This window comes from Citrobacter tructae, from assembly GCF_004684345.1.
GTDB classification, from domain to species: Bacteria; Pseudomonadota; Gammaproteobacteria; order Enterobacterales; family Enterobacteriaceae; genus Citrobacter; species Citrobacter tructae.
In genome coordinates this window covers 3,506,095-3,524,555 of the sequence record NZ_CP038469.1, presented here as the reverse complement: position 1 = coordinate 3,524,555, position 18,461 = coordinate 3,506,095, and the positions used below count along the sequence as shown (strand labels likewise).

The 18,461-nt window shown below is 49.9% G+C and carries 20 protein-coding genes; 10 read left to right on the top strand and 10 right to left on the bottom strand.

Annotation, left to right across the window (positions count from 1 at the left end):
• Nucleotides 1-15: 15 nt before the first annotated feature.
• The 3 genes from E4Z61_RS17575 to E4Z61_RS17565 are packed head-to-tail and all read right to left on the bottom strand — an operon-like array spanning nucleotide 16 to nucleotide 2,980.
• Nucleotides 16-1,035 carry a glycosyltransferase family 8 protein gene (locus tag E4Z61_RS17575; protein WP_135323865.1) on the bottom strand — a complete coding sequence of 340 codons (1,020 nt, stop codon included), beginning with the start codon at nucleotides 1,033-1,035 and terminating at the stop codon, nucleotides 16-18.
• A 30-nt stretch (nucleotides 1,036-1,065) separates the two neighbouring features.
• Nucleotides 1,066-1,863, bottom strand: a complete 798-nt coding sequence (gene rfaP / locus E4Z61_RS17570) for a lipopolysaccharide core heptose(I) kinase RfaP (protein WP_135323864.1) — start codon at nucleotides 1,861-1,863, stop codon at nucleotides 1,066-1,068.
• Entirely contained in the window at nucleotides 1,856-2,980 is a 1,125-nt protein-coding gene (locus tag E4Z61_RS17565) for a glycosyltransferase family 4 protein (protein WP_135323863.1), read from the bottom strand. The genes rfaP and E4Z61_RS17565 overlap by 8 nt, the downstream gene beginning before the upstream one ends.
• 421 nt (nucleotides 2,981-3,401) lie before the next feature.
• Between E4Z61_RS17565 and waaA the strand changes: the two genes are divergently transcribed.
• Nucleotides 3,402-4,679, top strand: a complete 1,278-nt coding sequence (waaA, locus tag E4Z61_RS17560; RefSeq protein WP_135323862.1) for a lipid IV(A) 3-deoxy-D-manno-octulosonic acid transferase — start codon at nucleotides 3,402-3,404, stop codon at nucleotides 4,677-4,679.
• Between the two features lie 8 nt (nucleotides 4,680-4,687).
• Nucleotides 4,688-5,167 carry a pantetheine-phosphate adenylyltransferase gene (gene coaD, locus E4Z61_RS17555; RefSeq protein ID WP_135323861.1) on the top strand — a complete coding sequence of 160 codons (480 nt, stop codon included), beginning with the start codon at nucleotides 4,688-4,690 and terminating at the stop codon, nucleotides 5,165-5,167.
• Nucleotides 5,168-5,181: 14 nt separating this feature from the next.
• Here coaD and mutM read toward each other — a convergent pair whose 3' ends face one another.
• From mutM to radC, 4 genes are all read right to left on the bottom strand, one after another.
• A complete protein-coding gene (gene mutM / locus E4Z61_RS17550) occupies nucleotides 5,182-5,991 on the bottom strand; it encodes a bifunctional DNA-formamidopyrimidine glycosylase/DNA-(apurinic or apyrimidinic site) lyase (protein WP_135323860.1) in 810 nt (269 codons plus the stop codon).
• A gap of 98 nt (nucleotides 5,992-6,089) precedes the next feature.
• Nucleotides 6,090-6,257, bottom strand: coding sequence for a 50S ribosomal protein L33 (gene rpmG, locus E4Z61_RS17545; RefSeq protein WP_003024094.1), 168 nt, complete (start codon nucleotides 6,255-6,257; stop codon nucleotides 6,090-6,092).
• A gap of 20 nt (nucleotides 6,258-6,277) precedes the next feature.
• Nucleotides 6,278-6,514 (bottom strand): 50S ribosomal protein L28, encoded by a 237-nt coding sequence (gene rpmB / locus E4Z61_RS17540; RefSeq protein WP_003024071.1) that lies wholly within the window; start codon nucleotides 6,512-6,514, stop codon nucleotides 6,278-6,280.
• A gap of 275 nt (nucleotides 6,515-6,789) precedes the next feature.
• Nucleotides 6,790-7,455, bottom strand: a complete 666-nt coding sequence (radC, locus tag E4Z61_RS17535; RefSeq protein ID WP_135323859.1) for a RadC family protein — start codon at nucleotides 7,453-7,455, stop codon at nucleotides 6,790-6,792.
• A 170-nt stretch (nucleotides 7,456-7,625) separates the two neighbouring features.
• On the opposite strand from radC, the gene coaBC reads away from it, so the two are divergent.
• From coaBC to slmA, 3 genes are all read left to right on the top strand, one after another.
• Nucleotides 7,626-8,846 carry a bifunctional phosphopantothenoylcysteine decarboxylase/phosphopantothenate--cysteine ligase CoaBC gene (coaBC, locus tag E4Z61_RS17530; protein ID WP_135324960.1) on the top strand — a complete coding sequence of 407 codons (1,221 nt, stop codon included), beginning with the start codon at nucleotides 7,626-7,628 and terminating at the stop codon, nucleotides 8,844-8,846.
• Entirely contained in the window at nucleotides 8,824-9,282 is a 459-nt protein-coding gene (gene dut, locus E4Z61_RS17525) for a dUTP diphosphatase (RefSeq protein ID WP_003827259.1), read from the top strand. The genes coaBC and dut overlap by 23 nt, the downstream gene beginning before the upstream one ends.
• Nucleotides 9,283-9,398: 116 nt before the next feature.
• Nucleotides 9,399-9,995 carry a nucleoid occlusion factor SlmA gene (slmA, locus tag E4Z61_RS17515; RefSeq protein WP_135323857.1) on the top strand — a complete coding sequence of 199 codons (597 nt, stop codon included), beginning with the start codon at nucleotides 9,399-9,401 and terminating at the stop codon, nucleotides 9,993-9,995.
• 40 nt (nucleotides 9,996-10,035) lie between these two features.
• On the opposite strand, the gene pyrE is transcribed toward slmA, so the two are convergent.
• Nucleotides 10,036-10,677, bottom strand: a complete 642-nt coding sequence (gene pyrE, locus E4Z61_RS17510; RefSeq protein ID WP_135323856.1) for an orotate phosphoribosyltransferase — start codon at nucleotides 10,675-10,677, stop codon at nucleotides 10,036-10,038.
• 65 nt (nucleotides 10,678-10,742) lie between these two features.
• Nucleotides 10,743-11,459: a ribonuclease PH gene (rph, locus tag E4Z61_RS17505; protein ID WP_135323855.1), complete on the bottom strand. Its 717-nt coding sequence runs from the start codon at nucleotides 11,457-11,459 to the stop codon at nucleotides 10,743-10,745.
• A gap of 124 nt (nucleotides 11,460-11,583) precedes the next feature.
• Here rph and E4Z61_RS17500 point away from each other — a divergent pair, with 124 nt between their 5' ends.
• Together E4Z61_RS17500 and E4Z61_RS17495 are read left to right on the top strand one after the other, a co-directional pair.
• Complete coding sequence (locus E4Z61_RS17500; protein WP_135323854.1) at nucleotides 11,584-12,447, top strand: YicC/YloC family endoribonuclease; 864 nt, start codon at nucleotides 11,584-11,586, stop codon at nucleotides 12,445-12,447.
• A 258-nt stretch (nucleotides 12,448-12,705) separates the two neighbouring features.
• A complete protein-coding gene (locus E4Z61_RS17495; RefSeq protein ID WP_096759068.1) occupies nucleotides 12,706-13,323 on the top strand; it encodes a trimeric intracellular cation channel family protein in 618 nt (205 codons plus the stop codon).
• On the opposite strand, the gene ligB is transcribed toward E4Z61_RS17495, so the two are convergent.
• On the bottom strand, nucleotides 13,320-14,999 hold the full coding sequence (ligB, locus tag E4Z61_RS17490; protein ID WP_135323853.1) for an NAD-dependent DNA ligase LigB: 1,680 nt from the start codon (nucleotides 14,997-14,999) through the stop codon (nucleotides 13,320-13,322). The genes E4Z61_RS17495 and ligB overlap by 4 nt on opposite strands.
• Nucleotides 15,000-15,260: 261 nt before the next feature.
• On the opposite strand from ligB, the gene gmk reads away from it, so the two are divergent.
• Genes gmk through spoT form a run of 3 tightly spaced genes read left to right on the top strand, consistent with a single transcriptional unit; the run spans nucleotide 15,261 to nucleotide 18,344 of the window.
• Complete coding sequence (gene gmk / locus E4Z61_RS17485; RefSeq protein WP_005122601.1) at nucleotides 15,261-15,884, top strand: guanylate kinase; 624 nt, start codon at nucleotides 15,261-15,263, stop codon at nucleotides 15,882-15,884.
• Nucleotides 15,885-15,938: 54 nt separating this feature from the next.
• Nucleotides 15,939-16,214, top strand: a complete 276-nt coding sequence (rpoZ, locus tag E4Z61_RS17480) for a DNA-directed RNA polymerase subunit omega (RefSeq protein ID WP_002442542.1) — start codon at nucleotides 15,939-15,941, stop codon at nucleotides 16,212-16,214.
• Nucleotides 16,215-16,232: 18 nt separating this feature from the next.
• Nucleotides 16,233-18,344, top strand: coding sequence for a bifunctional GTP diphosphokinase/guanosine-3',5'-bis pyrophosphate 3'-pyrophosphohydrolase (gene spoT, locus E4Z61_RS17475; RefSeq protein ID WP_135323852.1), 2,112 nt, complete (start codon nucleotides 16,233-16,235; stop codon nucleotides 18,342-18,344).
• Nucleotides 18,345-18,461: the final 117 nt, after the last annotated feature.

Sequence of the window (18,461 nt, the reverse complement as noted above, 5' to 3'; positions counted from 1 at the left end):
GAGTTGCACAACTATCTAGTGTGACCGTGCATTATGTAATTTATTTTTTATATACATAACATGACTCAGCACTGAACGGATATATTTTCGTTGTACTTTCTCATGTCGTGATTTCCGTTTATACAATTTCGCAGTATTTGCATTCAGCAAAGCTTTTTCCGCCCATGCGGATTTTTTATAAGCATCGATGAAGAATTTAGCCACCGGATATCTAGCCCATGTATGCCATGGTTTTGTGACGCCAACATAATGTATTAATACTGTATCATCGGTAATATAATCCTGATAAATTTTATCATTCTTATTTTTTAACTCCTGATCCACACCGTATATACAGTTAAAATCTCTTCTCAGGAAAATGACATTACCCACAAACAATATATTTAAAACATCTTGATCGAAATAAAGAAGTTCCTTCTGGCGCTCCTCTAATATTGAAAATGCCTTGGTCAGAAGCTGTTGCTCGCGCCAAACTTCGAGGTTTGCAAACACCACACCGGAGTTAAAGTACCCATTACTCAGTTCAGGAATACCGAGTCTGTTGCCGGATTTAATACGCACTTCATCGATATCATTGATGACAGCTGCATATTCCCCGCGGAAATTAATATCGGTAAGCTCTCGTAGAGAACCTTTACAAATAACATCGGCATCAAGATACAGTACGGAGCTTAATTCTGCGCTTAAATACTCAAACGCAAAATAACGATAGTACATTGCATAAGTCCATGCTTTCGTACTCGGCAGTTCGCGAAATGCCGTATTGTCGAATACGAGAACAGTCACTGTTGTGCTGTACATTTGTGTCAATCGCTTTACGCTTTCCAGATAGTCATCATCGATATAGTCTGTTGCTATATAGAAGTGGATATCAATATCAGGATTATTCACTAATACTGAGGTCATCGAGATACCAGAACCAAATAAAAAATTACGATCGACACCATACGCAATATTTAATTTTCTGTTATTTTCATGCGTAGAACTACCAATCACGTGTTTTTGAATAATTACTTTCTGGAAATCAATGTTCATAATAAAATAGCCTCAAAATTTATATATATTCTATAGCGCTTTTCTTATTGTTCTATGCTTTATTTTTTGCGCTTTCGTTACAGCTTGTTCAAACAACTTAACTTCCTGACGGAAGATTTCGCGTAGTGGCATTGCGAAATAAACGCGTAAAAACCGATAGATATCTCTCGATGTCAGCCCGATCTCAAGTGATGAAAAATAGAGCCCAATCAAATCCTTATCTCGCCAACGGCGCGGTACATGCTGACGTATTTGCGCACGATGCAGATCGATCACCGAGAGTTTGATATCCGCAATATCCGCAGGCATCGGCTGTTGGAGTAGGAAATGACAGATATAACAATCCCGATGATTCACTCCACCACGATGCATTTTACCCACCATTTCTGCCACACGGGTAATGATGGTCCGTTTTAATACAAAATTAGGACGTTCCACAGCCCAACTGGCACAATAATCTTCGAGGCTGATTGCTGGAGAGAGATCTTCAGTGATGATAAATGACGTGCGCTCTAATGGATTAAACCCTTTCTGTCCAAATGCCACACCGGTCATGGTATCCACATTCAGCTTTTTTAAACGATGAATAGCTAACCACTCTCGATCGGCACCCAGCACGGGCATGCGTAAAGAAATCAGGTTTTTCACCACTTCTTTGAGCGTAGTCCCATGATGATATTTAAGAAAATATCCCTTACCCATCATCTCAAAACGCAGGGTACGCCGCGTTTCCAACGCGCGAAAGACCTCACCATCCAATTTAGTGACTTCTGTAAACGGGTCTTTTCCTTGCCACTGTGTGGCAAATGGTTCTTTTAATTCAATCATTCTCAAAACCTAAAATGATATCTGCAGCCTTGTCAGCCAGACTGTAGAGATCTTCTGTATCCGCAAAATGCCGCGCATTATCGGCCCAGCGGCTTCTTTGTTCACTGTTTTGTAACGCATCCAAAAGTACCGTGTTCAAAGTATTCTGCTCAAACGGTTCAGGAATAACCACGCCACATTGGGCAGCGTTAATATAGCCCGCATACCCGCATACCTCAGTGGTCAATACTGGCAACCCAGCAACTACAGCCTCCAACAAGACAATACCAGCAGCTTCTTGAACAGCCGGATGAAGCAATAAATCAGCAGCAGACATCAATTCAGCAATATCATCTCGACCGGAGAAAAACTGTACGTGTTTCTCAATACCTAATTGGCGAGCCTGAACACGGTAACGATCGGCTTTATCCTGACCAATAACCATCAATCGCGTGCGGTAACGCATAGCCTCAGGTAAAGAAGCCAACGCCTGTAATGTTCTTGGCACGCCTTTACGTTTGAAATCAGAACCGACCTGCAGGAGCAGGACCTGATCGAGACCAATACCGTTTTTTTCTCTGACAATCTGCCTGCTGTTTTCAGGTTGCTGAGTGTACTTTCGGTCAGGGTAAATACCCGGTGGTAAAATACGAAAACGTGGATTTTCTGTATGATAATGATGTTTAAAATCGCCAATTTGTTTGTTGGTTAACATCAGTAAAGTGGTGTGGGAACCTTGCTGAAATACCGCCTTTTCAAAAGAAGAGTAATGCCGATATCGGCGCGTCAGCTTGTAAAAAAAACCTTTTTCACGGGCAACTTTTTCGGCATAACAGACGTCTGCGGCATAATACACATCCAGCCCAGGCATTTTATTAAAGCCAACTACACGATCAACAGGATGTTGGCTCAGATACTGTTGAACCCATTGATGATATTGCTCATTTTTCCCATGGTTGGTTCTGGATGTGACAGGAACGAGTATAACTTCAAGGCCTTCAGGGCGCTCACCCTGCCATTGTTGGGTGAAGATCTGAACATGATGCCCACGTGCAGCGACCGTCTGCGCAACCCGCAGAAAATCACGCTGCAATCCACCATAGGGAAAATATTTGTACAAACAAAAAGCAATGATCATGCATTAATATCCGCATCGCGTCGCCAGGCATGCCAAGTTGATACATAAGGGTGCTGTAATCCTTGATCGCGCTATTCAAAGATTACTTCACATGCTTCGAAGCGTTGATGGCTGCCAGCTATCAGAAATTGTGCAGTAGTATATCATTGATTATCACTCAATCCGAACTGAATATTTTTTGAGCAAAATTTAAATTACACATAAAAAACAATCAGATAATATCAATCCAGTTTCAACGAAATAGTCGTATCGCACGAGAGGTTAAGTCTTAGAATTAAACGTAAGTGGTTTTTTGAAAAGACCACTTGCTAAAGCAATGCCTTGCTAACACAAGCGTTTTGATACGACCTGGATAAAAATGATGGTAAAGCCACAGCTAAATACATAGAATCCCCAGCACATCCCTAAGTCAGCTACTATTATGCTCGAATTGCTTTACACCGCCCTTTTCTACCTTATTCAGCCCTTGATCTGGATACGGCTTTGGGTGCGCGGGCGTAAGGCTCCGGCCTACCGTAAACGCTGGGGTGAACGCTACGGTTTTTACCGCCGTCCGCTAAAACCAGGCGGTATCATGCTTCATTCTGTTTCCGTGGGCGAAACGCTGGCGGCGATCCCTCTGGTCCGCGCCCTGCGACATCGTTACCCTGACTTGCCAATCACGGTTACCACCATGACGCCAACTGGCTCAGAGCGCGTCCAGTCCGCGTTTGGTGCTGACGTTCAGCACGTCTATTTACCTTACGATTTACCTGATGCACTCAACCGTTTCCTGAATAAAGTTGACCCCAAGCTGGTGTTAATCATGGAAACCGAGCTATGGCCGAATCTCATTGCAGCGCTACACAAACGCCATATTCCTCTGGTTATCGCCAACGCCCGTCTTTCAGCTCGCTCGGCTGCCGGCTACGCGAAACTGGGTAAATTTGTTGGCAGATTGCTACGTCGCATTACGCTCATTGCTGCGCAAAATGAAGAAGATGGCGCACGCTTTATTACGCTTGGCGCAAAGAGTAATCAGGTAACCGTCACCGGCAGTCTGAAATTTGATATTTCCGTTACCCCGCAACTGGCTGCTAAAGCGATCACGCTACGTCGCCAGTGGGCGCCACATCGCCCGGTATGGATTGCCACCAGTACGCATGACGGTGAAGAAAGCATTATCATCGCCGCGCATCAGGCATTATTAAATCAGTTCCCCAATCTGTTACTGATTCTGGTTCCCAGACATCCGGAACGTTTTCCGGATGCCATTAACCTCGTACACCAGGCTGGACTAAGCTATACCACACGCTCCTCGGGAGAAGTCCCGTCTGCCGGTACCCAGGTAGTTATCGGCGATACGATGGGTGAGCTGATGCTGCTGTACGGTATTGCTGACCTGGCTTTCGTTGGGGGTTCGCTGGTTGAACGTGGGGGTCATAACCCATTAGAAGCCGCGGCGCATGCCATTCCTGTGCTGATGGGGCCGCATACTTTTAATTTTAAAGATATTTGCGCCCGGCTGGAGCAGGCAAGTGGATTGATCACCGTCACCGACGCCACCACACTGGTGAAAGAGGTTTCTTCTTTACTGACCGATGCAGATTATCGTAATTTTTATGGCCGTCACGCAGTTGAAGTTCTGTATCAAAATCAGGGCGCGCTACAGCGTCTGCTGCAGCTGCTGGAACCTTATCTGCCACCCAAAACGCATTGAGGCAAGTCATGCAAAAACGGGCGATTTATCCAGGAACCTTCGATCCTATTACTAACGGCCACATTGATATCGTGACGCGCGCTACGCAAATGTTTGATCACGTTATCCTGGCTATTGCTGCAAGTCCCAGCAAAAAACCGATGTTTACGCTTGAAGAACGCGTTGCGCTGGCACAACGGTCAACGGCGCATCTCGGCAATGTGGAAGTTCTGGGATTTAGCGATTTAATGGCAAATTTTGCCCGCGATAAGCAGGCAAACGTTCTGATTCGTGGCCTACGTGCAGTGGCAGATTTTGAGTATGAAATGCAACTGGCGCACATGAATCGCCACCTGATGCCACAGCTGGAAAGCGTCTTTTTGATGCCATCTAAGGAGTGGTCATTCATCTCATCATCGCTGGTTAAAGAAGTCGCCCGTCATCAGGGGGATGTGACCCACTTCTTACCGGCGAACGTTCACCAGGCGTTAATGGATAAGCTGAAGTAAACGCGTTATCTGCCCTATTTCTGACAGCGGCGACAATAGAATGTCGTGCGCTGGGCGTGCTTAGTCGCAACGATTGGCGCGCCGCATGCGCGGCAAGGCTCGCCTTCTCGCCCATAGACCTGTAACTCTTGTGCAAAATAGCCCGGCTTGCCGTCACTTTGCAGAAAATCCTTCAGCGTTGTCCCGCCCTGCTCAATGGAGCGCAGTAAAACCGCTTTGATGACTCGCACCAACAGTTCACACTCAGATATCGACAGCGATGAAGCCAGACGGTCAGGATGGATACCAGCCGCAAACAGCGACTCGCTGGCATAGATGTTGCCCACGCCCACCACCAGCTTGTTATCCATCAGCCAGGGTTTAATCGCTATTTTCTTCTTCGTGCATTTCTGCTGGAGATAATTGGCATTAAAATCGTCGCTCAGCGGCTCCGGGCCAAGATGCGCGAGAGCGTTGTGCCCTGCCAGTTCTTTGGTCCATAGCCAGGCGCCAAAACGCCGGGGATCGGTGTAGCGCAAGACTTTGCCATTGCTCATCACCAAATCCACATGGTCATGCTTCTCTGCCGGACGTTCTTCAGGAAGAATACGCAAACTGCCCGACATTCCCAGATGAATGATAATCCAGCCATCTGTTAGCTCTAACAGCAGATATTTCGCGCGACGCTGTACGCTAAGTACAGGCTTATCACTCAGGCGATAAATTTCTTCTGATACTGGCCAGCGCAGACGACCATTACGCACAATGGCGTGCAGAATCGTTGCGCCAACAAGATGCGGCTCAATACCACGGCGACTGGTTTCGACTTCTGGTAATTCAGGCATAGCATCTCCGGCGGTGTATCAGATCTCATTAATATGGGGACGGCCAGAAAACAAAAAACCCCGCCGAGGCAGGGTTTTTCTTTACATCAAAGCGGAAATTATTTGATTTTCGCTTCTTTGTATAAAACGTGCTGACGGACAACTGGATCGAATTTTTTCAGTTCCAGTTTTTCCGGCTTAGTACGCTTGTTCTTCGTGGTGGTGTAGAAGTGACCAGTACCAGCAGAAGAAACCAGCTTGATTTTCTCACGAATACCTTTAGCCATGATTTATTTCCTCTTAGTACTTAGTACTTTTCGCCACGGGCACGCAGTTCAGACAGAACTGTTTCGATGCCTTTCTTATCAATTACACGCATACCTTTAGCAGATACACGCAGGGTGACAAAACGCTTCTCGCTCTCAACCCAAAAACGGTGAGAGTGCAGGTTAGGCAGGAAACGGCGTTTAGTCGCGTTCAGTGCGTGGGAACGGTTGTTACCGGTCACCGGACGCTTGCCAGTAACTTGGCAGACTCGGGACATGTCTATTCTCCAAAAATCAAATTAGCTCGAGCTTCGTATGGGGTATTGGCGCCTCGTCAGGCTTCTCAGCCCGGTTATCGCAGTTCAATACACTTAATCTGTCATACCGCATCAACGTTGGATACCGAATGAATGATTCCGTATATTCGCGAACTCTCGATTGCCAGGCCCAAATGCCAAACCCGAGATTCTCAAAGGTGGCGTAGTATACGCTGAGTCAGCGATGTGCTCAAGTCCCGAACAGACAAAGATCCCGATGGATCGCGTAAAGTGCGTTAAATCCAACCACGTTCTGCAAAAGAAACGTACTCTCCGCGCCCAATTACTAGATGATCAAGCACCCGGACATCCATGAACTGACAGCATTTCACAACACGCTCGGTGATAAGTTTATCTGCTTTGCTCGGCTCTGCACACCCCGAAGGGTGATTATGCGCAAGGATCACTGCTGACGCATTCATTTTTATCGCCTCACGGACAATTTCTCGTGGATGCACCTCTACGTGACTTAGGGTGCCAGAAAAAAGCGTACTGTGTTTAATCACGCGATGCTGAGCATCAAGAAAGATCACCAGGAAGATCTCCCGTTCCTCTTGCGAGAGCTGACTTTGCAGAAACTCACGCACCATTTCCGGACTCAGTAGCGAACGCTCCTCCATCACACGCACGTTATAGTAACGTTTTGCCAGTTCAGCAATGCCTTTTAGCTGAGAATACTTCGCCACCCCCATGCCTTGAACCTGGCTAAAATCCATGTAATCAGCCGACAACAGGCCATAAAGAGAACCAAAATGTTGCAGTATCTCTTTTGCCAGCGAAAGAACACCTGTACCCGGCGATCCGGTACGTAAAAAAAGAGCCAATAGCTCAACATCTGTAAGCGATTCAACCCCTAGCGCCATCATCTTTTCCCGGGGCATCAAACATTCCATCTCTTCCATGCTTCCCCTCCTTTAGTGCCCAGATGGTTGCATAACGCCAGCCACGAAGCGACGCACGGTTTTCACTTCTTCGTGATGCCTCGCAAAGTGAAGCGCCGGCAAAAGCACGACTCATTGCGGATTGTGATAAAATATCCGCCTTCTGGTGAAACCCAACAGGAAAGATCATGATGAGCCTGGCCGGTAAAAAAATCGTACTTGGCGTCAGTGGCGGCATCGCCGCATACAAAACACCCGAACTGGTACGCCGTTTACGGGAACGTGGCGCAGACGTTCGCGTGACGATGACCGAAGCGGCAAAAGCGTTTATTACGCCCCTGAGCTTACAGGCGGTTTCGGGCTATCCCGTGTCTGACAGCCTGCTTGACCCCGCCGCAGAAGCCGCAATGGGTCATATTGAACTGGGGAAATGGGCCGATTTAGTTATCCTTGCACCCGCCACGGCAGATCTGATTGCGCGTATTGCTGCAGGCATGGCCAACGATCTGGTTTCAACGATCTGCCTGGCAACGCCAGCGCCTGTTGCCGTACTGCCAGCTATGAACCAGCAGATGTACCGTGCCGCCGCGACACAGCACAATCTGAGCGTTCTCGCGTCACGTGGTTTGCTCATCTGGGGACCAGACAGCGGCAGCCAGGCCTGTGGTGATGTTGGCCCTGGTCGTATGCTGGATCCGCTAACCATTGTAGATCTGGCGGCGGAACATTTCTCGCCTGTCAACGATCTGCAACATCTCAACATCATGATTACAGCCGGTCCGACACGCGAACCGCTCGATCCCGTGCGCTACATTTCCAACCACAGCTCCGGAAAGATGGGTTTCGCCATCGCCGCTGCCGCAGCAAAGCGCGGCGCTAACGTTACGCTGGTGTCAGGTCCGGTTTCGTTACCCACACCGCCATTTGTTCAGCGCGTTGATGTGATGACCGCGCTGGAAATGGAAGCCGCCGTGCAATCTGCGGTGCAACAACAGCATATTTTTATCGGCTGCGCCGCAGTTGCTGACTATCGCGCAGAAACCGTAGCCCATGAAAAAATCAAAAAGCAGGCGACGCAGGGTGATGAATTAACAATAAAAATGGTCAAAAACCCGGATATTATCGCCGGTGTGGCCGCACTGAATGCTAATCGTCCCTTTGTCGTTGGGTTTGCCGCCGAAACGAATAATGTGGAAGAATATGCCCAGCAAAAACGTATCCGCAAAAACCTTGATGTGATTTGTGCAAACGATGTTTCGCTGTCTACTCAAGGATTTAATAGCGATAGCAACGCATTACACCTTTTCTGGCAGGATGGAGATAAAGTCTTACCGCTTGAGCGTAAAGAACTCCTGGGCCAATTATTACTCGACGAGATCGTGACCCGTTATGATGAAAAAAATCGACGTTAAGATTCTGGACCCACGCGTAGGGCAACAATTTCCACTCCCGACATACGCCACCTCTGGCTCTGCCGGACTTGACCTGCGCGCCTGTCTTGATGACGCCGTAGAACTGGCTCCTGGCGCAACCACGTTGGTGCCAACCGGGTTAGCCATTCATATCGCCGATCCCTCGCTGGCAGCAGTGATGCTACCGCGCTCCGGATTAGGCCATAAGCACGGTATCGTACTGGGCAACCTGGTCGGTTTGATTGATTCCGACTATCAGGGTCAGTTGATGGTATCTGTCTGGAACCGTGGCCAGGACAGCTTCACTATCGAACCGGGCGAGCGTATTGCACAGATGGTCTTTGTACCCGTCGTGCAGGCTGAATTTAATCTGGTGGAAGAGTTCGAAGCCACCGATCGTGGCGAAGGCGGCTTCGGCCATTCCGGGCGCAAGTAACCCGTAGAGAAGCATCCCACAGCGTAATAACGCAATAACATACCGCAAACACCTGTTTGCGGTCGCTGTGTGGATGCCTGCCTGGCAAGTGCTTATTTTCAGGGGTATTTTGTAACATGGTAGAAAAACAAACTGCGAAAAGGAATCGTCGCGAAGAAATACTTCAGTCTCTGGCGCTGATGCTGGAATCCAGTGATGGAAGCCAACGCATTACGACAGCAAAACTGGCAGCCTCTGTTGGCGTCTCCGAAGCGGCATTGTATCGCCATTTTCCCAGCAAGACCCGCATGTTCGATAGCCTGATTGAGTTTATCGAAGACAGCCTGATTACCCGTATCAATTTGATTTTAAAAGATGAAAAAGACACCAGCGCACGCCTGCGTCTGATCGTATTGCTGATTTTAGGGTTCGGTGAACGTAATCCTGGCCTGACGCGCATTCTGACCGGTCACGCGCTGATGTTTGAGCAAGACCGTCTGCAGGGACGCATTAACCAGCTGTTTGAACGCATCGAGGCCCAGTTACGCCAGGTTTTACGAGAAAAAAGAATGCGTGAAGGCGAAGGTTATGCGATGGATGAAACGCTGCTGGCCAGCCAGTTACTGGCTTTCTGTGAAGGTATGCTGTCTCGTTTTGTCCGTAGCGAATTTAAATACCGCCCAACGGACGACTTTGACATCCGCTGGCCGTTAGTGGCTGCTCAGTTGCAGTAACATTGTTGCCCGATAGCGGTGCGCCTATCGGGCAATTGATTTACACCCCAAATTCTTCCCGGTATGCCCGCACTGCGGCCAAATGCGCTGCCATCTCTGGCTTTTCTTCCAGGTACGCAATCAGGTCTTTCAGGGTAATGATTGAAATGACCTTGCAGCCATAATCACACTCTACTTCCTGGATAGCGGAAATCTCACCACGGCCCCGTTCCTGGCGATCGAGAGATATCAGAACCCCCGCCAACGTCGCGCCATTTGCCTGGATTATCTCCATAGATTCACGAATCGCAGTACCGGCAGTGATCACGTCATCCACCAGCATCACACGCCCCTGCAATGCGCTACCAACTAGGTTGCCACCTTCACCGTGGGTCTTCGCCTCTTTACGGTTAAAGCAGTACGGCAAATCTAAATCGTGGTGTTCTGCCAGCGCAACGGCGGTAGTCGTAGCAATGGGAATACCTTTGTACGCCGGGCCAAACAACAAATCGAAATCAATGCCGGAATCCACCAGCGCTTCGGCATAAAAACGGCCTAACTGTGCCAAGTCGCGCCCGGTATTAAACAGCCCGGCGTTGAAGAAATAGGGGCTCTTGCGCCCGGATTTCAGCGTAAATTCGCCAAACTTTAGTACCTGCTTGCTAAGCGCAAACTCAATAAACTGGCGCTGATACGGTTTCATGGATTCGCTCCTCATCTCACTTTATGACAGACAAAAAAAAGGCGACTCATCGGTCGCCTTTAAAATCAATTTTCTAACGCCGCCTTCTGCGTCGCTACAATGGATTCGATTCCCCCTCGGGCCAGCGCCAGTAGGGTGAGAAGCTCTTCATGGGTGAACGGCTCGCCTTCCGCCGTGCCCTGCACTTCAATAATACGACCGTCTTCGGTCATCACTACGTTCATGTCGGTTTCTGCCGCAGAGTCTTCAACGTACTCCAGATCGCAGAGCGCTTCGCCATTCACAATACCCACAGACACCGCAGCGACCATCCCTTTCATTGGGTTGGTTTTCAGTTTACCGCTGGCGACAAGTTTATTCAGCGCATCTGCCAGTGCAACGCAAGCCCCGGTAATCGATGCTGTACGGGTACCGCCGTCCGCCTGAATCACATCGCAATCCAGGGTAATGGTGAATTCACCGAGCGTCTTCAGATCAACAGCAGCACGCAGTGCACGGGCGATCAGACGCTGAATTTCCATGGTACGGCCGCCCTGCTTACCTTTCGCCGCTTCACGCGCGTTACGGGTATGGGTAGCGCGTGGCAACATGCCATATTCTGCGGTGATCCAGCCCTGGCCCTGGCCTTTCAGAAATCGCGGTACGCCTTCATCAATAGACGCGGTACACAGCACTTTGGTATCACCAAATTCGACCAGCACAGAGCCTTCAGCGTGTTTTGTATAATTACGGGTCAGGGTGACGGGACGCACCTGGTTGGCACTACGACCTGCTGGACGCATGATAAAATCTCCGGCTTGAAACGAATGTGGCTGCGCATTATACGGAGTTCCGACTGTTATTCCTATCCTGACAAGACAGGGATGGCTATAATCCCCCCATCTCATTTTTAAAACAGGAACGTCTATGATCCGCAGCATGACCGCCTACGCCCGGCGTGAAATCAAGGGTGAATGGGGTAGCGCTACCTGGGAAATGCGCTCGGTAAACCAGCGTTATCTGGAAACCTATTTTCGTCTGCCGGAACAGTTCCGTAGTCTTGAACCTGTTGTACGCGAACGCATCCGCACGCGTCTGACACGCGGTAAAATCGAATGTACACTGCGCTTTGAGCCTGATGCCAGCGCACAAGGTGAGCTGCTCCTGAATGAAAAGCTCGCTAAACAACTCGTCACCGCCGCAAACTGGGTCAAGATGCAGAGCGATGAAGGTGAAATTAATCCAGTTGATATCCTGCGTTGGCCAGGCGTAATGGCAGCACAGGAACAAGACCTGGACGCCATTACCGCTGAAATCCTTGCCGCGCTTGACGGCGCATTGGATGATTTTATCGTCGCACGTGAAACCGAAGGCCAGGCGCTGAAAACGTTAATCGAACAACGTCTGGAAGGCGTCAGCACTGAAGTGGCGAAAGTCCGTGCGCATATGCCGGAAATCCTGCAGTGGCAGCGCGAGCGTCTGGTTGCCAAACTGGAAGACGCCCAGGTTCAGCTGGAAAATAACCGTCTTGAACAAGAGCTGGTGCTGATGGCACAGCGCATCGATGTCGCAGAAGAGTTAGATCGTCTGGAAGCCCACGTCAAAGAAACCTACAACATCCTGAAGAAAAAAGAGGCTGTTGGCCGCCGTCTGGACTTCATGATGCAGGAATTCAACCGCGAGTCGAACACCCTGGCCTCCAAATCCATCAATGCCGAAGTCACTAACTCAGCCATTGAGCTCAAGGTATTGATCGAGCAAATGCGCGAGCAGATTCAGAACATCGAATAAGTCATCTCCTCACGTAGCCCGTCGATAAATGATGGTGCTACGTGTATTTTTCAGCTGCCAGCCTCTTTTACCACCACATCGGATTACATTTTCTCATCCTTTATTATCAGCATTTATAATTGAAAGTGCATGCCACCTTGTATTTATATCAAATTCGCATAAACCAGACTTATTAAAATCGTTTTACCTTAGAAAATTTCAATCGTGACAACACGCACAAATCGCTAAGCTTAGCCCCCAGAAAATCAGGGGGAATACATGCTGTTACACGTTTTATACTTAATTGGCATCACAGCTGAAGCCATGACGGGTGCACTGGCGGCGGGTCGTCGTCGTATGGACACATTTGGCGTCATTATTATTGCCACCGCGACAGCCATTGGCGGCGGGTCCGTACGTGACATTCTTCTCGGTCATTACCCTCTCGGTTGGGTGAAACACCCCGAGTACGTCATTATCGTGGCGACCGCTGCGGTGCTCACTACGATTATTGCTCCCGTCATGCCCTATCTGCGCAAAATATTCCTCGTACTGGACGCGCTGGGTCTGGTGGTCTTCTCGATTATCGGCGCACAGGTTGCACTGGATATGGGACACGGACCGATCATTGCCGTTGTTGCCGCCGTCACGACCGGTGTCTTTGGTGGCGTATTGCGCGACATGTTCTGCAAACGCATTCCGCTCGTGTTCCAGAAAGAACTGTATGCCGGTGTATCATTTGCCGCTGCCGTGCTGTACATCGTGCTACAACATTATGTTTCCAACCACGATGTGGTGGTTATCTCTACCCTGCTTTTCGGTTTTACCGCGCGACTACTGGCGCTGCGCCTGAAGTTAGGGCTGCCGGTATTTTATTATCATCACGAAGGTCATTAAGGTATAAAGCCGGTAATGTGCTGAGCGGCTAACCAGTTGCTCAGCGCGTTGACTTCCCGATTATCCCGCCACTGAATCACCTGCCTGGCACGACGTTCCCCCGTTGATGGAAGCAGCCGCCAACTGCTTTCGTCGCGCGCGTGTAATTGCCGCCATGAATTATCGCGACTGGCATTTAGCGCCGCCTGTGTTAGCGGTACGCCCATGGCGCTTACCCAGCGAGTAAAAGGACGCTGGCGTGACAGGTTGAACTGATGCCACAACCTCTCCCCTCTGCTTATCCCAAGTGCAGACTGTAATTGTTCCGGGGTTAATGCCAGCCAGGAAAAGATATGCTCAAAGCGATACACCTGATGAAGTTCCCGCCATCCCGCTTCACCGATCCCCTCAAGATCAAGTACCTCTTTTGCACTCAGCCAGACAAGTCGGGCAACAAACTGTTCCTGGCACTCCGGCGTGGCATAAAAACAGGTCAATGAATTGAAGTGGCCCTTTGGTGGCGTGGGTTTAGTACGCTGGGTGCTACGCCAGACAACCTCATCAATGCGAGGAATACCCTGCCCGGCCAGGCTTATCAAAAGATGATCGCCAGGGGCAATATCCCATTCGTTCCAGCGCCGTACAGAGCCAACATTGACGCGCTGCACCCGTTTATCATCCAGCATGACGGGTGCCAGTACGGCGACCACAGCAATTTTCCCACTTTTCCCGACAGAGAACTGAATATCCGTGACCTCTGACACTCGGGAGACCGGAGAGTATTTCCAGGCCACCAGCCAGTCTCCTTGTCCAGGTAACCAGTTTCGCGCTTGCGGCTCTTTTCCCATTCGCACCACCACACCATCCGTCACGAAAGGCAATTCAGAGGTCCACCACTGTGCACGGGCGCGCTCAACATCATCTGCATTTTTCACGGACTGGGTATAGTGTTGAGTGAAACTGAATCCCGCATCAGCGAGCAGTCTGAGTCTTTCCGGCATCGCCACCGGGCCATCAGGCCATGCCCAGATGAAAATGGCCAGGGAACGCAGCATTTCAGGATTACCCTGGCGCATCATTATTCCGGCCACCTTTGAGCGGGCATTCATTCCACCTCTCTTTTGTTGGATATGCCCCTCCTGCTGCAAAAATATCTCCCCCTGCAACGTACTGTTTGCCAGCAAGCCTTTGGTGGTATGCGGTACTGAAGGGATCAGGAGCACTTTTTGCGTCCAGTCTTCACCTTTTAGCCCATTTCCTCGGCTAATCGCCCCGATCAGATTGCCATTTCGATAAACCAGCGTTACCGCAACCCCATCGACCTTAGGTTGTACCCATACATCGCTGCGGTTACGCAACCATTGCTGCATAGCTTGCTTATCTGCAAGCTTACGGACACCGGTATGGGGAACAGGATGCGATATCGTCCCGTTGATTGGCGGGGCTGACGACTCGGCTTGAGCATCCTCACCAAAACAGCGCTGCCATTGGATTAGCTGCGCATTAAGCTGGTCATAAACGCCGTCATCTACGGTACTTTCACCCTGTTTCCAGTAACTCTCATTCCACTGTGTTATCTGCTGTTTTAGTCGTGAAATTTCCTCGTTTGCCCGGGCTGGCGACCAGACGGGACACGCCGCCCATACCGGCAAGTGCCATACCAGAATAATCAGCACCATGATTTTCCTTAACCCCATCACCACCTCCGCTGAACAATACGTTGCCCTGCAGGTATAGCGCTAAGTGTCACGAAAACAGAGCGGTAAAAACTCATCGTGCGAGCAGCTTTCCTGGCTTTTTCACTTATTGCTGCAAATCACCGGTAAAACAGGAAACTGGTACGCAAAACGCAATAAACATGCGCAAAAAGTGTGACAAGGGCTACGTCACATAGCGGCTACGTGTATAATAAGCCCGTATGTAGGCTCTCTTTCGACAATCACATACATAAGATACTCATGGCTCAAGGCACGCTTTATATTGTTTCTGCCCCCAGTGGCGCGGGTAAATCCAGCCTAATTCAGGCTTTATTAAAAACCCAACCGTTGTATGACACCCAGGTTTCTGTTTCGCACACCACGCGCGCTCCGCGTCCGGGGGAAGTGCATGGTGAACACTATTTCTTTGTGAACCATGATGAATTCAGAACCATGATTGGCAGAGATGCGTTCCTGGAACACGCTGAGGTATTTGGCAATTACTACGGCACCTCGCGTGAGGCAATTGAGCAAGTACTGGCATCGGGCGTCGATGTCTTTTTAGATATCGACTGGCAAGGTGCGCAGCAAATTCGTGAAAAAATGCCGCATGCACGCAGTATTTTTATTTTGCCGCCTTCTAAGATTGAGCTGGACCGCCGCCTGCGTGGCCGTGGTCAGGATAGCGAAGAAGTAATCGCAAAACGTATGGCGCAAGCTGTTGCAGAAATGAGCCATTACGCCGAATATGATTATCTGATTGTGAATGATGACTTCGATACTGCCCTGGGCGATTTGAAAACGATCATTCGCGCCGAACGTCTGCGCATGAGCCGCCAAAAGCAGCGTCATGACGCTTTAATCAGCAAACTGTTGGCAGACTGAACCCACATTCAGTATCATGCCCAGTCATTTCTTCACCTGTGGAGCATTTTAAGTATGGCACGCGTAACTGTTCAGGACGCTGTAGAGAAAATTGGTAACCGTTTTGACCTGGTACTGGTCGCCGCGCGTCGCGCTCGTCAGATGCAGACTGGCGGAAAGGATCCGCTTGTACCGGAAGAAAACGATAAAACTACCGTAATCGCGCTGCGCGAAATCGAAGAAGGTCTGATCAACAACCAGATCCTCGACGTGCGTGAGCGCCAGGAACAGCAAGAGCAGGAAGCCGCTGAATTACAAGCCGTTACCGCAATTGCTGAAGGTCGTCGTTAATCACAAAGCGGGTCGCCCTTGTATCTGTTTGAAAGCCTGAATCAACTGATTCAAAACTACCTGCCTGAAGACCAAATTAAGCGTCTTCGGCAGGCGTATCTCGTTGCACGTGACGCTCACGAGGGCCAGACACGTTCAAGCGGTGAACCCTATATCACGCACCCGGTAGCAGTAGCCTGCATTCTGGCCGAGATGAAACTCGACTATGAAACGCTGATGGCCGCGCTGCTGCATGACGTGATTGAAGATACCCCTGCCACCTACCAGGATATGGAACAGCTTTTTGGTAAAAGCGTTGCAGAACTGGTTGAAGGGGTCTCTAAGCTTGATAAGCTTAAGTTTCGCGATAAGAAAGAGGCTCAGGCCGAAAACTTTCGCAAGATGATTATGGCGATGGTGCAGGATATCCGCGTCATTCTCATCAAACTTGCCGACCGCACCCACAATATGCGCACGCTGGGCTCATTACGCCCGGATAAGCGTCGCCGCATCGCCCGTGAAACCCTCGAAATCTACAGTCCGCTGGCGCACCGTTTAGGTATTCATCACATTAAAACCGAGCTGGAAGAGCTGGGTTTTGAAGCGTTGTACCCAAACCGCTATCGCGTGATTAAAGAAGTGGTGAAAGCCGCGCGAGGCAACCGCAAAGAGATGATTCAAAAAATCCTCTCGGAAATCGAAGGGCGTTTGCAGGAAGCAGGCATTCCGTGTCGCGTAAGCGGTCGTGAGAAACACCTGTACTCCATCTACTGCAAAATGGTGCTCAAAGAGCAGCGTTTTCACTCGATCATGGATATCTACGCGTTTCGCGTTATCGTTCATGACGCCGATACCTGCTATCGCGTACTCGGCCAGATGCACAGCCTGTATAAACCCCGTCCAGGTCGTGTGAAAGATTATATCGCCATTCCGAAAGCGAACGGATATCAGTCTTTGCACACCTCGATGATCGGCCCGCATGGGGTTCCGGTTGAAGTACAAATTCGTACTGAAGACATGGACCAAATGGCGGAGATGGGGGTAGCGGCACACTGGGCTTATAAAGAGCACGGTGAAACCAGCACCACGGCACAAATCCGCGCCCAGCGCTGGATGCAAAGCCTGCTGGAACTGCAGCAGAGCGCCGGTAGCTCATTTGAATTCATTGAAAGCGTCAAATCTGATCTCTTCCCGGATGAGATTTATGTTTTCACACCGGAAGGGCGCATTGTTGAGTTGCCTGCCGGTGCTACACCTGTCGACTTCGCTTACGCTGTGCATACCGACATCGGTCATGCCTGCGTCGGTGCGCGCGTCGACAGACAGCCTTACCCGCTTTCGCAGTCACTTTCCAGCGGTCAGACCGTTGAGATCATTACCGCACCGGGCGCGCGTCCGAATGCAGCATGGCTCAACTTTGTCGTCAGTTCGAAAGCGCGCGCCAAAATTCGCCAGTTGTTGAAAAACCTCAAGCGCGATGATTCCGTCAGCCTGGGGCGTCGCCTGCTTAACCATGCCTTAGGCGGTAGCCGTAAACTGGCTGAGATACCGCAGGAGAGCATCCAGCGTGAGCTTGAGCGCATGAAGCTTGCCACACTTGACGATCTGCTCGCAGAAATCGGCCTGGGTAACGCCATGAGCGTGGTGGTAGCGAAAAACCTCCAGCAGGGTGACGTGTCGGCGAATGTTCCTGCACAATCCGGCCACGGTCATCTGCCGATCAAAGGCGCTGACGGTGTGCTTATCACCTTCGCGAAATGCTGTCGTCCGCTTCCTGGCGATCCGATTATTGCCCACGTCAGTCCGGGTAAAGGTCTGGTTATCCACCATGAATCCTGCCGTAACATCCGTGGTTACCAGAAAGAGCCAGAGAAGTTTATGGCTGTGGAATGGGACAAAGAAACGGAGCAGGAATTCATCACCGAAATCAAGGTGGAGATGTTTAATCACCAGGGTGCGCTGGCTAACCTGACGGCGGCAATCAACACGACCACCTCCAATATTCAGAGCCTGAATACTGAAGAAAAAGACGGTCGCGTCTACAGCGCCTTTATTCGCCTGACCGCCCGCGATCGTGTGCATTTGGCGAATATCATGCGCAAAATCCGCGTCATGCCGGACGTGATTAAAGTCACCCGTAACAGAAACTAATTTTCTACACAAAATCATTCGAATTGCATCAAGGCGGCAAACGAATGAATCCCCAGAAGCGTACTAAAGTACGTGGCTGGGGTGAGTGAGAGCAGCTAACGCCGAGGCGATTTGAAG

What these genes read in the sequence shown, in the direction of transcription:
- E4Z61_RS17575 (WP_135323865.1), bottom strand. Translation starts at nt 1,035, where the DNA reads ATGAACATTGATTTCCAGAAAGTAATTATTCAAAAACACGTGATTGGT.
- rfaP (WP_135323864.1), bottom strand. Translation starts at nt 1,863, where the DNA reads ATGATTGAATTAAAAGAACCATTTGCCACACAGTGGCAAGGAAAAGAC.
- E4Z61_RS17565 (WP_135323863.1), bottom strand. Translation starts at nt 2,980, where the DNA reads ATGATCATTGCTTTTTGTTTGTACAAATATTTTCCCTATGGTGGATTG.
- waaA (WP_135323862.1), top strand. Translation starts at nt 3,402, where the DNA reads ATGCTCGAATTGCTTTACACCGCCCTTTTCTACCTTATTCAGCCCTTG.
- coaD (WP_135323861.1), top strand. Translation starts at nt 4,688, where the DNA reads ATGCAAAAACGGGCGATTTATCCAGGAACCTTCGATCCTATTACTAAC.
- mutM (WP_135323860.1), bottom strand. Translation starts at nt 5,991, where the DNA reads ATGCCTGAATTACCAGAAGTCGAAACCAGTCGCCGTGGTATTGAGCCG.
- rpmG (WP_003024094.1), bottom strand. Translation starts at nt 6,257, where the DNA reads ATGGCTAAAGGTATTCGTGAGAAAATCAAGCTGGTTTCTTCTGCTGGT.
- rpmB (WP_003024071.1), bottom strand. Translation starts at nt 6,514, where the DNA reads ATGTCCCGAGTCTGCCAAGTTACTGGCAAGCGTCCGGTGACCGGTAAC.
- radC (WP_135323859.1), bottom strand. Translation starts at nt 7,455, where the DNA reads ATGGAAGAGATGGAATGTTTGATGCCCCGGGAAAAGATGATGGCGCTA.
- coaBC (WP_135324960.1), top strand. Translation starts at nt 7,626, where the DNA reads ATGAGCCTGGCCGGTAAAAAAATCGTACTTGGCGTCAGTGGCGGCATC.
- dut (WP_003827259.1), top strand. Translation starts at nt 8,824, where the DNA reads ATGATGAAAAAAATCGACGTTAAGATTCTGGACCCACGCGTAGGGCAA.
- slmA (WP_135323857.1), top strand. Translation starts at nt 9,399, where the DNA reads ATGGTAGAAAAACAAACTGCGAAAAGGAATCGTCGCGAAGAAATACTT.
- pyrE (WP_135323856.1), bottom strand. Translation starts at nt 10,677, where the DNA reads ATGAAACCGTATCAGCGCCAGTTTATTGAGTTTGCGCTTAGCAAGCAG.
- rph (WP_135323855.1), bottom strand. Translation starts at nt 11,459, where the DNA reads ATGCGTCCAGCAGGTCGTAGTGCCAACCAGGTGCGTCCCGTCACCCTG.
- E4Z61_RS17500 (WP_135323854.1), top strand. Translation starts at nt 11,584, where the DNA reads ATGATCCGCAGCATGACCGCCTACGCCCGGCGTGAAATCAAGGGTGAA.
- E4Z61_RS17495 (WP_096759068.1), top strand. Translation starts at nt 12,706, where the DNA reads ATGCTGTTACACGTTTTATACTTAATTGGCATCACAGCTGAAGCCATG.
- ligB (WP_135323853.1), bottom strand. Translation starts at nt 14,999, where the DNA reads ATGGGGTTAAGGAAAATCATGGTGCTGATTATTCTGGTATGGCACTTG.
- gmk (WP_005122601.1), top strand. Translation starts at nt 15,261, where the DNA reads ATGGCTCAAGGCACGCTTTATATTGTTTCTGCCCCCAGTGGCGCGGGT.
- rpoZ (WP_002442542.1), top strand. Translation starts at nt 15,939, where the DNA reads ATGGCACGCGTAACTGTTCAGGACGCTGTAGAGAAAATTGGTAACCGT.